We start from the raw sequence: 12775 nt of genomic DNA, 5'->3' as shown, positions 1-12775 counted from the left end.
CCCGGGGTCCAGCGACGGTCTCAGTCGCTCACCCCGGCGAGATCCCGCAGCCGACGGGCCTGTGCGGCGCGCTCGGCGCCGCGCTGCTCCTCGTACGTGCGGCCCTGGACACCGTGCAACAGCGCCTTCGTCTCGATGACGGCGTCGCGGGGTGCGGCGATCAGGGCGCCCACCAGGTCCCGTACGGCGTCGTCGAGCTGGTCGGCGGGCACGGCGAGGTTGGCGAGACCGGTGCGCTCGGCCTCCTCTGCCGTCACGAACCGCCCCGTCGCGCAGATCTCCAGCGCACGGGCATAGCCCACCAGGCTGACCAGTGGATGCGTACCGGTGAGGTCGGGGACCAGGCCCAGGCTCGTCTCGCGCATGGCGAACTGCACGTCGTCGGCGACGACGCGCAGGTCACAGGCGAGGGCGAGCTGGAACCCCGCACCGATGGCGTGCCCCTGCACGGCGGCGATGGACACGATGTCGTTACGCCGCCACCAGGTGAACGCCGCCTGGTACTCGGCGATGGTCGCGTCGAGTTCGGTGTCGGAACCGCGCGCGAGGTCGATGAACGACGGTTCGCCGTCGAAGCCCTCGGGCGTGAACGCCTGCCGGTCGAGGCCGGCGGAGAAGGACTTGCCCTCGGCACGCAGCACCACCACCCGGACGGTGCCCGGCAGCGACTGACCGGCCTGCGTCAACGCCCGCCACAGCGCGGGACTCTGGGCGTTGCGCTTGGGCGCGTTGGTCAGTGTCACCGCGGCGACGGAGTCGTCGATGGTGAGCCGTACGCCGTCCTTGTCGAGTACCGGGTCGAGAGAAGCCATGGACGCCTCCGATGCGTGCGGTCAGTGTGGATGCCGTACGTGGACATCCATAAGTGACTGCACAGTAACCACCCGGTCGATCACGGGACCGACCGGGTGGTCACCACCGAAGCCGATGGGGACGCCCGGCCTCAGGCCGAGGCGGCCTTCTTGCCCCGCGTCGCTCCGCCACGCCCACGAAGGGTGACGCCCGATTCGCTGAGCATCCGGTGCACGAAGCCATACGAGCGGCCGGTTTCTTCGGCCAGCGCTCGAATGCTCGCACCGGAGTCGTACTTCTTCTTCAGGTCTGCCGCGAGCTTGTCGCGCGCGGCGCCGGTTACCCGGCTGCCCTTCTTCAGAGTCTCGGCCACCCGTGCCTCCTCATGGGAAGTGCGCTCTGGACTCTCATGATCACCCCTCCCGCGCTTCATGGCCACCCATTCGGCAAGGTCGGTGAGACAAGGTTTTGACGACAGGAGCCCGTCCCCACGAGCGGAATCATGCATTCCGGCTGCTGTTCTCCATTCGGCCGAACGGGTTCATCCGCGAAGTGCCAGGTCAGAGACGCGAGACGGCCGAGCCCTTGGGAAGAAAGGACTCGGCCGGAAAATCGGTGTAGGACACACGTCGGTACGAGGAGATCTCACACCATTGATGGATCACGGATCGGCCGAATGATCCATACGCAGTGGATCAGTCGTTCGATCAAGCGGCGCTGACCGACGGACGGGGCCCGGTCGGCGGGCGGCCACGGCCCCCGCGGCCCCGGGCACTCCCGGGGCTGCGGGGCTCAGGCGAGGGCCACGAGGTCGGCGTAGTCCGCGCCCCAGAGGTCCTCGACGCCGTCGGGCAGCAGGATGATGCGCTCCGGCTGGAGCGCCTCGACGGCGCCCTCGTCGTGGGTGACGAGGACGACGGCGCCCTTGTACGTCTGGAGGGCGCCCAGGATCTCCTCGCGGCTGGCCGGGTCGAGGTTGTTCGTCGGCTCGTCCAGGAGCAGGACGTTCGCGGAGGAGACCACGAGGGTGGCCAGGGCCAGCCTGGTCTTCTCACCGCCGGAGAGGACACCCGCCGGCTTGTCGACGTCGTCACCGGAGAACAGGAACGAGCCGAGCGTCTTGCGCACCTCGACGAGGTCCAGGTCGGGGGCCGCGGAGCGCATGTTCTCCAGGACACTGCGCTCCGGGTCGAGGGTCTCGTGCTCCTGCGCGTAGTAGCCGAGCTTGAGGCCGTGGCCCTCGACCACCGAACCGGTGTCGGGGGTCTCGACGCCGCCGAGCAGGCGGAGCAGGGTCGTCTTGCCCGCGCCGTTCAGGCCGAGGATCACGACGCGGGAGCCCTTGTCGATGGCCAGGTCGACGTCGGTGAAGATCTCCAGGGAGCCGTACGACTTGGAGAGGCCCTCGGCCATCAGCGGGGTCTTGCCGCAGGGTGCCGGCTCGGGGAAGCGCAGCTTGGCGACCTTGTCGGAGACCCGCACCGCGTCGAGTCCGGCCAGCAGCCGGTCGGCCCGCTTGGCCATGTTCTGCGCGGCGACCGTCTTGGTGGCCTTGGCGCGCATCTTGTCGGCCTGCGAGTGCAGTACGGCGGCCTTCTTCTCGGCGTTCTGCCGCTCGCGCTTGCGGCGCTTCTCGTCGGCCTCGCGCTGCTGCTGGTAGAGCTTCCAGCCCATGTTGTAGACGTCGATCTGGGCGCGGTTGGCGTCCAGGTAGAAGACCTTGTTGACGACCGTCTCCACGAGGTCGACGTCGTGGGAGATCACGATGAAGCCGCCGCGGTACGTCTTCAGGTAGTCGCGCAGCCAGACGATCGAGTCGGCGTCGAGGTGGTTCGTCGGCTCGTCGAGGAGGAGCGTGTCGGCGTCCGAGAAGAGGATCCGGGCCAGCTCGATACGGCGGCGCTGACCACCGGAGAGCGTGTGCAGGGGCTGGCCGAGCACGCGGTCGGGCAGGTTGAGCGCGGCGGCGATGGTGGCGGCCTCGGCCTCGGCGGAGTACCCGCCCTTGGTGAGGAACTCGGTCTCCTGGCGCTCGTACTGCCGCATCGCCTTCTCGCGGGTGGCGCCCGATCCGTTGGCGATGCGCTGTTCGTTCTCGCGCATCTTGCGGATCAGGGTGTCCAGGCCGCGGGCGGAGAGGACACGGTCGCCGGCGAGCATGTCGAGGTCGCCGGTGCGCGGGTCCTGCGGGAGGTAGCCGACCTCGCCGGAGCGGGTGACGTTGCCCGCGGCGGGGGTGCCCTCACCTGCGAGGACCTTGGTGAGGGTGGTCTTGCCCGCGCCATTGCGGCCGACCAGACCGATGCGGTCGCCCTTGGCGATTCGGAAGGTGGCGGACTCGATGAGCAGGCGGGCGCCGGCACGCAGCTCGATTCCGGAGGCGGAGATCACGGACAGACTCCAGGGCAGGGTGGTTGGCGGGGTGGACGGCTGAGGACGTTCCCGCCGTCTAATGCGCGAGGAGAATGGCCATGGGCCAAGTCTAACGGGGCGGTGCAACCACTTTTCCTGCGTCGAGGTGTTATGGGGTGTGACGCTCGTTGCCCAGCGGTGTCCGGTCGGGGGTGATCCTGCCGAGGGCGTCCACCGCGATGATCTCGCCGGTCCAGGAGTCGGCGGCGTCACCGACGGGGCATGGCTGGGCGATCAGGAGCGCCGTACCGCGGCGCACCGCGCGCGAGGGCGCGAACCCGCATCCCTGCCGGGCCGGCAGCACCCAGCGCAGATCGCCGTCCGCGATGCGGTACGCGGCGACGCGGCGCGGGGTGACGACGGCGAGCATGCGGGCGCCGAGGGGCCGCAGAACGCCGCTCCCCCGGGTGACCGCGAGCCACGGGGCGGCCCCGGGAAGGCCACGGTGCCAGCGCACCGCGCCGCCGCCGCGCGCGGTGTCGGTGACCAGTCCGTCGTCCCAGAGCGCGATGGTGTCCCCGCGCGCGGGGACCACGGCCAGCGGTCGGTGCCCCTCGCGCGTGTAGCTCCAGTGAGGGCGCCCGGTCGCCTCGTCGTACGCCTCGACCGCGTCCTCGGTCGTACGCACCGACGGACTCGGATCACCGTCCACGCGCGCGTGGACGGTGATCCGGTCCCCGTAGGGGGTGGGACGCGCCTGGTGGGCCACGACGAGGACGGGGGCCACGAGCAGCAGGACGAGGGCCGGGGGGAGGAGACGGAGGAGGGGGTGATGCCGTGCCGCCCGTGGGCGCGGAGGCGCGGGTACGGGCGGCGGTGTCGCCGCGGCTCCGGCAGGCGCGGGCACGGGCGCCGGTGTCCCTGCGGCTCCGGCAGGCGCGGGCCCGGGCGCCGGTGTCCCTGCGGCTCCGGCAGGCGCGGGCCCGGACGCCGGTGTCCCTGCGGGACCGGCAGGCGCGAGCACGGACGCCGGAGTCGCCGCGGGCCCGACAAGCGCAGGCACGGACGCCGGAGTCGCCGCGGGCCCGACAAGCGAGGGCACGGCGGCGGGCCCGGCCGGCGCGGAAACGGCCGCGGGATCGGCCGGGGAGGTGACGCCGGTGGGACCGGCCGGGGAGGTGTCTCGTGGTGCCTGGTCGGGCGGGGGCGGGGCGGTCACCCCGGCAGGCAGGACAACCACCGTTCCCCCTCTTCGCCCACTCGGTACACGGATCAGGCGCAGAGCGTAGGCGCGGCCCGTAGGGGTAGTCGTCGGGACACGGCGGGCGGGCGAGGGTGCGTCCCCCGTTCGGACCTCCGCCCGGGGCCGGTGCCCTGGGGGCGTACGAGGATGACGCCATAGACGGACGGCCGTACGGCAGAGGGAGGTGTGCCCATGCAGTTCGACGACGACGCCAACCTGGACACCTCCGAGGTGCAGGATGTGCGCGGCAGTCGAATCCCGGGCGGCAGGGCGACCGTGGGCGGCGGCATCGCCGGACTGATCGCCCTCGTCCTCGGCCTGTTCTTCGGGGTGGGACCCGACCAGTTGGGGCTCTCCGGCGACGACCAGCCGTCGGCGACCGCCTCCTCTCTCGGGCAGGTCCAGCAGACCTGCCGGACCGGCCAGGACGCGAACACCAGGGACGACTGCCGCATCGTGGCGGTCGTCAACAGCGTGCAGACCTACTGGACCCAGGAGTTCACGCGTCGCGGCGGCACCTACACCCGCTCGCCCACGGTGTTCTTCAGCGGCCGTGTCGGCACCGCGTGCGGCGCCGCGACCTCGGCGGTCGGGCCCTTCTACTGCCCGGGCGACCGCAAGGTCTATCTGGACCTCGGCTTCTTCGACGAGCTGCGCACCAAGTTCGGTTCGAGCGGCGGCCCGTTCGCCCAGGCGTACGTGGTGGCGCACGAGTACGGGCACCATGTGCAGGACCTGATGGGGACCCTGGGCAGGGCGCAGGACGGTGTGACCGGCGCGAACAGCAACGCCGTGAAGGTCGAGCTCCAGGCCGACTGCTACGCCGGGGTGTGGGCGCACCACGCGACGACCACGAAGAACCCGTCGACGGGCAGGCCGCTGCTGACCAGCCTCACGGCCGCCGACATCCGGGACGGGATGGACGCGGCCGCGGCCGTGGGGGACGACCGGATCCAGGAGAGGTTCCAGGGCCGGGTGACCCCGGAGACCTGGACGCACGGCTCGGCCGGGCAGCGCCAGCAGTGGTTCGACCAGGGGTACCGCACCGGCGACATGGCCCGGTGCAACACCTTCAGCTGACCTCCGCCCGCCTCCCGTGGCCGCTCGGCGGGCGTTGTCGGTGCCCGGTGCCAGACTGGGCACGGACCGGATTCCGGCGGCTCGGATTCCGGCGGCGGGACGAGAGGGAGTGATCGGCATGGCAGCCATCGACAGCGGGCGCCCGAGCATCTGCCCGACCCTGTTGTACGCGGACGCGAAAGCGGCGATCAGGCAGCTCACGGAGGCCTTCGGATTCACCGAGCTCTCGGTCTACGAGGGCGAGGACGGCGCGGTGATGCACGCCGAGCTGACCCAGGGGAACGGCGCGGTGATGCTCGGTTCCAAGGGCCGCGGCGGAGTCTTCGACAACGCGATGAAGGGCGCCGGGCCGGTGGGTGTCTACGTCGTCGTGGACGACGTGGACACCCACCACCAGCAGGCCGTGGACCACGGCGCGGAGATCCTGATGCCCCCCACGGACCAGGACTACGGCTCGCGGGACTACATGGCCCGGGACATCGAAGGCAACGTCTGGAGCTTCGGGACGTACGCCCCCGAGATAGCGGCCTGAGCCCGCCGCACGCGGACCTGCCCGGTGCCGGTGGCGAAGCGGCTGGTCAGCTCCCCCAGGTGTGCACCTGGAAGGCGGCCCGGCGGACGGCCTTGGCCAGCGCCGGGTCCGGGTGGGCGGCGGCGAGCGCGACCAGCACCTGCACCGTGCGGGGATGCCCGACGGCGCGCACCTCGTCGAGGAGCATCGGCACGGTGGGCTGCACTGCCGACTCCAGATGGCGCACGAGGAGCGGCGCCTCCCCGTGGTCGGCGACGGCCGCGGCGGTGTCGACCCAGAGCCAGGTGGCCTCCGCGCGGGTGAGCACCTCGTGGGCGTCCTCGGGGTCGTGTCCGTCGTGCTCGGCGAGCCACAGCAGGGCGTAGGGGCGCAGCGGGGTCTCCTCGGCCGCGGCCCGTACGTCGGGTTCGGCGGGGGCGCCGACCACGCGCAGCGCCTCGAAGGCGAGACCTCGGCTGAGGGCGTCCTCACCGCGGGCGGCGTCGAGGAGTTCGGTGATCGCGCTGCCCACGGGGCGGGCGGCGAGCCAGGCGCGGTATTCGGCGCGGGCCGCGTTCGGCCGGAGCTGGGCGCAGCCGCGGAGCATGTCCTCGGCGGAGTGCTCGATGTTGCCGGCGGGGCTCTGCGCGGCCACGCAGATCTGCTCAAGCTTGACCCAGACCGCCCAGTTGCCGAGCGGGGTGAGGGTGGCCTGGCCGTCGGCGCAGGTGAGGGCACCCACGGAGGCCAGGGCGTGCAGGGCCCAGTCGAGGAGGGGTGCGAGCGGGGTGGCCTCGGCGGCGGTCCGGTCGGCCGGCTCGGGCTGGGGGCCGTAGGGGATCTCGCAGCGCTCGGTGCGCAGTTCCGTGACGCGCTGTTCGAGGAGGTCGAGGAGTTGCTCCACGGGGACGGGCCCGGCGGACAGCTGGAGGAAGGAGAGCACCTGGGGCATCGCGGAGACGACCTCGGCGACGGCGGACGGCTCGCGGTCCGCGGGCTCCGGGTACGCGAGAGACCAGGCGTCGAAGAGGGCGACCCAGCCGCGCAGGACGGCGCTGTCGTCGCGGTTCCAGGCGCGCAGCCGCCAGCCGGGCCGGGCGCTGCCGCCGTGCACCTCCACGAGGCCGGCCAGACGTGCGGTGTCCCAGTCCGCGCGGACCTGATCCGCGGTCAGCCCGAGGTCGGCGGCGGCCCGTTCGGCGGAGGCGTCGGAGAGGGTGCCCTTGTCCTCGGGGGGCGCGCCGTCGGGTGTCGCGCCGTCGCGGCCGGGGCCGAGTGCGGCGTCCGCCCAGCGGGCCACGCGGGCCGCGTCGGAGAGGCCGGTGCGGGCCATGCGGGCCAGTTCCGCGGGCGGCGGGGTGCCCTCGGGCGGGCGGGGTGCGGGGCGTTGCGAGCGGCGTTGGGTCACCGCTCGGGGAGCGGCGGCCAGGGGCCTCGGGCGGACGAGTCGGAGCCTGGAGTCGCGCGGGTTACGGGACGTCACGGGTGCAGTCTTCCGGTTGACAGTCCGAAAACCCAAACGGAATGAGCCGCGGCCCCTCCGCGGGCACCGCCCACGGGCCCCCGCACGCCCGGAAAGTACCCCTGTCCCGCATGGCGGAGAGGCCGAAAACAGCCCCTGCGCCGCCCCTACATCAGCGGTGTGAGAAAACGGCGCAGGGCCTCTTCGTAGCCTGCCGGGTCGGCGTTCCACATGGCGCCGTGCGGGGCGTGCGGGACCGTGTGCAGGGTGACCAGCTCCGGGCGCTGTTCGGCGAGGCGGCGGGAGGGGCCCCAGGGGGCGATGGTGTCGTCCGGGCCGTGCAGCAGCAGGGTCGGCACCTTGAGGCGTTCGGGGCGGGCGGCGTCCTCGACGCGGTCGCCGTGCGGGCCCGTGCGTCCCTGGGCGGCACGCACCGCCAGGGGCAGCAGGGCGCCGGGGGTGTGCCGGGCGGTGGCGAGGGCGCGCACGGTGGTCTCCCAGCCGAGGACGGGTGAGTCCAGTACGAGTCCGGAGATCCGGTCGCGCAGCGGGGAGTGGGCGGCGGCGCGCAGGGCCATGGTGGCGCCGGTGGACCAGCCGAACAGGACGACCCGGTCGGCGCCGTAGCGCACGGCGTAGCGGATCGCCGCGTCGAGGTCGCGCCACTCGGTCTCGCCGAGGTGGTGCAGGCCGTCCGGGGGGCGGGGCGCGCCGAGGTCGCCGCGGTAGGCGAGGTCGAGGACGGGGAACTGGTGGCGGTTCAGGAAGTCGATCACGTTCATGGGGTGTTCGCGGGTGGTGCCAAGGCCGTGCGCGGTGATCACCCAGGTGTCGCGGGCCGCGGGGACGAACCAGGCGGGCAGGCCGCCGAGTTCGCCGGGGACGTCGATGTCGGCGTAGTCGAGACCGAGGGCGGCGCTCGGGTTGCCGATGTGCACGTTCGGGGTGAACCACACCTTGTCGCCGGGCTCCAGGGTGCCGGGGGTGACGCGTTCCAGACGTCGTACGACCGTGTCGACGGGGTGCGGCTCGTTCTCCATGACCGGGCCGACGACCGCGTGGGAGCCGTCGCCGGCCAGCCCGTAGGTGCCGGGGCGCAGCGAGGCCAGATCCCGGGTGAGCGTGATCCCGTCGGCCGTCGTGGCGTGCACGGTGAGCCGGGGCTCGGTGGGCAGGGGCCTGCCGGGCGGCGCCTTCAACGCGGCGTCACTGGCGAACCGTCCCGCCATGACGGAGGCCGCGCCCGCGGCGATGGCTACGGTGACGGCAGCGGCCGCCGCTTTGACAGTGCGCACGGGTCCAGTGTCCTGGGGGCACCGGATTCCGGCCAGTGGGACGCGGCCGGGGATCACGTTTCCCGGGGAGTCGGGCCGGCGCCTGGTGTGGCGTACGGGATTCGGGGGCCAGGTGAACGGACGAGGCCGACGCGGACAAGCTCGGCACCCCAGCTCGGGGGTAGGCGGCTGAAAGCCGTTACGGCGAGAATCGGCCGGTTCCCCCGGTCCGGCCGCGACCGGCGTCCCGGATCGGAAACGGAGCCGCCGGCCCGAGAACGGAATCCCCCGAGCCGCCCTGTCCGACCGCGCCGTCGCCCCCTCTCCCGGCGCCCTGGGCGGCACTCGCGGCTAGTCCCGCTGCCCGTACCCCCGCAGCCGCTCCCCCGCCTCGTCCACCTGTTCCCGGGTCAGCAGGGAGGGGGACAGGCCGGGCACCGAGGAGGCGGTCAGCCAGACGCGGCACATCCATTCGAGTTGGGCTGTGCGGTCGTAGGCCTGGGAGAGCGTCGTGCCGTGGGCGATCGTGCCGTGGTTCTGGAGGAGGCAGGCGGTGCGCAGACGGAGGGCCTGGCGCATGTTCTCGGCCAACTCCGGGGTGCCGTAGGTCGCGTAGGGGGCGACGCGGACCGGGCCGCCGAGGTCGCCCGCCATGTAGTGGATCAGGGGGAGTTCGGGGACGAGTGTCGAGACGGCCGTCGCGTGCGGCGCGTGGGTGTGGACGACGGCGCGCGCGTCGGTGGCGCGGTAGACGGCGAGGTGCATGGGCAGTTCGCTCGTCGGCAGGAGCGAACCCCGTACCTGCCTGCCGTCGAGGTCGACGGCCACCGCGTCGCCGGGCGTGAGCCTGTCGTAGGGGACTCCCGTCGGTGTGACCAGGACGGTGTCCCCGACGCGTACGGAGACGTTGCCCGAGGTGCCCACGACCAGCCCGTCGGCGACCGTGCGGCGGGCTGTCGCGACGAGTTCGTCCCACGCCCGCTCCTCCGCGCCCCGCGCGTCGGGCGCGTGCTCACGCGCCGCCTGCGCACCCTCCCGCCCGCCTCGATCGCTCCGATCGCCCCGTGCGTCCCGTGCGTCCCGCCGCTGCTCAGCCATGCGGCGATCCTGCCAGGCGTCGGCCTCGGCACGAGGAGGGCGAGGGCCTTCGGTGCGGGATCCGGGTGTCCGTAAGACCACAAATGGGCACCCAGCGATCGGTTTTGAGCGTTTCGCCAGGGCTCGTCGAGGTATTGGTGATCTTCCAGTAGCCTCGGGGGCATTTGCCGTGCACGTCGCCATTACGGGGGAAATGTGGCCCGTGACCACCGTCCGTCCCGCCACCGCGCCCGCGTCGTCGCGGCCGCCGTCACCGCTCTCACCGTGGGCGGGACAGCTCTCTTCGAGGCTCCGGCCTCCGCCGTCGGCAAACCCAAGGGGCACGACGTCTCCTCGCACCAGAAGAACGTCGACTGGCCGAGCGCCAGGACGAAGGGCGCACAGTTCGTCTACGTCAAGGCGACCGAGTCCCACACGTACCGCAATCCGTACTTCGACCAGCAGTACGGCGGGGCGCGGGAGGCCGGCATCCTGCACGGCGCCTACCACTTCGCGCTGCCGGACAGGTCGTCCGGCACCGCCCAGGCCGCGCACTTCGTACGCAACGGAGGCGCCTGGCGCGCGGACGGCCGGACGCTGCCGCCCGCGCTCGACATCGAGTACAACCCGTACGGCAGGAACAAGTGCTACGGCCTGACCAGGGCCGGGATGGCGAGCTGGATCAAGGCGTTCAGCGACGAGGTGCGGCGCAGGACAGGGCGCCTGCCGGTGATCTACACGACCACCCACTGGTGGAACACCTGCACCGGCGGCAGCATGGCCTTCGGGAACCACCCCCTGTGGGTCGCGCGCTACGACTCGACGACCGCGGGCACCCTGCCCGCAGGCTGGTCCTTCTGGACCTTCTGGCAGTACGACAACAGCGGCAGCCTGCCGGGTGACCAGAATCTCTTCAACGGATCCATGGCTCGGCTCAAGGAGTTCGCGCGGGGGCCGCGCGAGTAGCGGAACCCCTTGTTCCGCCTGTGTTCGAGGCGTCGGGACAGGTGTCGGACCCGTGCCGGATCGGCACCGAGCCGCCCCCTTCACACCATCAAAGGGATAGCGCGACGCATGCGACACTTTCAATGCCCCCCTAGTTCATCTTCCGTTCATTCAGGTTGCCTACGGTCCACCTGCCACTGACGTCCAATAGAAGTCTGGGTTAATGGAACACATCACGCTCCTCCTCGGAATCGTGATCGTTACCGCTCTCGTGTTCGATTTCACGAACGGTTTCCACGACACCGCCAATGCGATGGCGACGACCATTTCGACCGGTGCCCTGAGACCGAAGACGGCGGTGGCCATGTCCGCCGTGCTGAATCTCGTCGGGGCGTTCCTCTCCGTGGAGGTCGCCAAGACGATCTCCGGCGGCATCATCAACGAAGAGGGCATCCGCACCGAAGTGATCTTCGCGGCGCTCGTCGGCGCCATCCTCTGGAATCTGCTGACCTGGCTTCTGGGCCTGCCCTCCAGTTCCTCCCACGCGCTCTTCGGCGGCCTCATCGGCGCCGCGGTCATGTCGGCCGGCTGGTCGTCGGTGAACGGCTCGACCGTGGTCACCAAGGTGCTGCTTCCCGCGATCGCCGCGCCCGTGGTGGCCGGAATCGCCGCGACGCTGGCCACCCGGCTGACGTACCGGATCGGCCGCCGCGCCGACGAGAAGGCTACGGCCAAGGGCTACCGCGCCGGCCAGATCGCCTCGGCGGGCCTGGTCTCGCTGGCCCACGGCACGAACGACGCGCAGAAGACGATGGGCATCATCACCCTCGCGCTGGTCACCGGCGGCGTGATCGCGCCGGACTCGAACCCGCCGACCTGGGTCATCGTCTCGGCCGGTATGGCCATCGCGCTCGGCACCTACCTGGGCGGCTGGCGCATCATCCGCACGATGGGCAAGGGCCTCACCGACCTCGCGCCGCCGCAGGGCTTCGCCGCCCAGACCAGCGCCGCCACGGTCATCCTGGCCTCCTCCCACCTGGGCTTCTCGCTCTCCACCACGCAGTCGTGCTCCGGCGCGGTGATGGGTTCGGGCCTCGGCCGCAAGGGCGGTGTCGTCCGCTGGTCGACCGCGACCCGCATGTTCATCGCCTGGGGCCTCACACTCCCGGCGGCGGGCCTGGTCGGCGCCGGTGCGGAGTTCCTCACCAAGCAGGGCACCTGGGGCGTCGCCCTGACGGGTGCGCTCCTGGTGGCCGGCGCGGGGATCATCTGGAACCTGTCGCGCCGTCGCCCGGTGACCATCGACAACGTCAACGAGTTCGGCGCCGAGACCCCGGGCGTCGTCACGGCGGCGGTCGCCGCGGTCTCCCCGCCTCCCGCGGGCCCGCTCCCCGCCGACCTCAAGGCCACCATCCCGTCCCCGGACGCGGAGCCCACCGCTCCGGCCACGGTCTAAGGAACGAACAGCATGCACATCGACTGGGCAGCACTCGGCTCCGTGTTCGGAGTCAGCCTGGTGGCCACCGTGGCACTGGTGGGCCTCTTCACCCTGGGCATCGTCGGCCTCTCCAAGCGCGAGTCCGCGACGGCCACGGGCGGCAGCGCCGCCCTCGCGGTCACCGGCGCGTACGCCTGCTTCGCGGCGTGCGCGGCGGCGGTGGCGTACGGGATCTATCTGATCGTGGCCTGACGGCCCGTCACAGCGAAGAGTCACGTATGGGGCGCACTTCCCGGTGCGCCCCATACGTGTGTTTCCCCGCGCCCGGCCACGAGAGCGGCGTGATCTTGGTCGGCCCCGTGTGGGCCTCAGCACACTCCTCCGTCGCAGGTCAACGGCAAGTTGACGGGTCTTCCAACGCCGTGGTGGACTGCCGGGGCCAAGTACGGCGGCAAGAGAGGAAGCCGGTGTGAATCCGGCGCGGTCCCGCCACTGTCACCGGGGAGTGAAGTCCCCGGAAGCCAGGAACTCTCACCGCCGGTCTCTTCTAACCAGGGCGCGGACACCCTGAGTGAGGACATATCGCCATGCGCGGCTGCCC

The 12775-nt window shown here is 71.9% G+C and carries 12 protein-coding genes and 1 riboswitch; of the genes, 5 read left to right on the top strand and 7 right to left on the bottom strand.

Annotated features, from left to right (window positions below):
- Positions 1-20: 20 nt before the first annotated feature.
- From ACIP79_RS29725 to ACIP79_RS29710, 4 genes are all read right to left on the bottom strand, one after another.
- The gene (locus ACIP79_RS29725) at positions 21-812 is read right to left on the bottom strand and encodes an enoyl-CoA hydratase/isomerase family protein (RefSeq protein WP_401228046.1); all 792 of its coding nucleotides are present in this window, start codon (positions 810-812) and stop codon (positions 21-23) included.
- Between the two features lie 131 nt (positions 813-943).
- Positions 944-1165, bottom strand: coding sequence for a helix-turn-helix domain-containing protein (locus ACIP79_RS29720; protein WP_006123601.1), 222 nt, complete (start codon positions 1163-1165; stop codon positions 944-946).
- A gap of 419 nt (positions 1166-1584) precedes the next feature.
- A complete protein-coding gene (locus ACIP79_RS29715; RefSeq protein ID WP_383684929.1) occupies positions 1585-3183 on the bottom strand; it encodes an ABC-F family ATP-binding cassette domain-containing protein in 1599 nt (532 codons plus the stop codon).
- A gap of 130 nt (positions 3184-3313) precedes the next feature.
- Positions 3314-4051: a PQQ-binding-like beta-propeller repeat protein gene (locus ACIP79_RS29710; RefSeq protein ID WP_401228044.1), complete on the bottom strand. Its 738-nt coding sequence runs from the start codon at positions 4049-4051 to the stop codon at positions 3314-3316.
- Between the two features lie 528 nt (positions 4052-4579).
- On the opposite strand from ACIP79_RS29710, the gene ACIP79_RS29705 reads away from it, so the two are divergent.
- Both ACIP79_RS29705 and ACIP79_RS29700 read left to right on the top strand, forming a co-directional pair.
- Positions 4580-5467, top strand: a complete 888-nt coding sequence (locus ACIP79_RS29705) for a neutral zinc metallopeptidase (RefSeq protein WP_383684925.1) — start codon at positions 4580-4582, stop codon at positions 5465-5467.
- 118 nt (positions 5468-5585) lie between these two features.
- A complete protein-coding gene (locus ACIP79_RS29700; protein ID WP_383684923.1) occupies positions 5586-5999 on the top strand; it encodes a VOC family protein in 414 nt (137 codons plus the stop codon).
- A gap of 46 nt (positions 6000-6045) precedes the next feature.
- Here ACIP79_RS29700 and ACIP79_RS29695 read toward each other — a convergent pair whose 3' ends face one another.
- The 3 genes from ACIP79_RS29695 to ACIP79_RS29685 all read right to left on the bottom strand — a co-directional run bounded on the left by ACIP79_RS29695 (position 6046) and on the right by ACIP79_RS29685 (position 9812).
- Positions 6046-7461, bottom strand: coding sequence for a hypothetical protein (locus tag ACIP79_RS29695; RefSeq protein WP_383684921.1), 1416 nt, complete (start codon positions 7459-7461; stop codon positions 6046-6048).
- A gap of 146 nt (positions 7462-7607) precedes the next feature.
- The gene (locus tag ACIP79_RS29690; protein WP_401228042.1) at positions 7608-8735 is read right to left on the bottom strand and encodes an alpha/beta hydrolase family protein; all 1128 of its coding nucleotides are present in this window, start codon (positions 8733-8735) and stop codon (positions 7608-7610) included.
- A 330-nt stretch (positions 8736-9065) separates the two neighbouring features.
- Positions 9066-9812 (bottom strand): class II aldolase/adducin family protein, encoded by a 747-nt coding sequence (locus ACIP79_RS29685; RefSeq protein ID WP_401228040.1) that lies wholly within the window; start codon positions 9810-9812, stop codon positions 9066-9068.
- Positions 9813-10007: 195 nt separating this feature from the next.
- Here ACIP79_RS29685 and ACIP79_RS29680 point away from each other — a divergent pair, with 195 nt between their 5' ends.
- From ACIP79_RS29680 to ACIP79_RS29670, 3 genes are all read left to right on the top strand, one after another.
- A complete protein-coding gene (locus ACIP79_RS29680; RefSeq protein ID WP_401228038.1) occupies positions 10008-10757 on the top strand; it encodes a lysozyme in 750 nt (249 codons plus the stop codon).
- 202 nt (positions 10758-10959) lie between these two features.
- Positions 10960-12192, top strand: a complete 1233-nt coding sequence (locus ACIP79_RS29675; protein ID WP_401228036.1) for an anion permease — start codon at positions 10960-10962, stop codon at positions 12190-12192.
- Between the two features lie 12 nt (positions 12193-12204).
- Entirely contained in the window at positions 12205-12426 is a 222-nt protein-coding gene (locus tag ACIP79_RS29670; RefSeq protein WP_401228034.1) for a hypothetical protein, read from the top strand.
- 156 nt (positions 12427-12582) lie between these two features.
- Positions 12583-12726, top strand: a riboswitch (cobalamin riboswitch).
- Positions 12727-12775 lie beyond the last annotated feature (49 nt).

Origin of the sequence: Streptomyces sp. NPDC088747 (assembly GCF_044751025.1) — a bacterium.
GTDB lineage: Bacteria > Actinomycetota > Actinomycetes > Streptomycetales > Streptomycetaceae > Streptomyces.
Note: the sequence above shows the minus strand (reverse complement) of the source record. Positions and strands in the feature narration are given on the sequence as shown.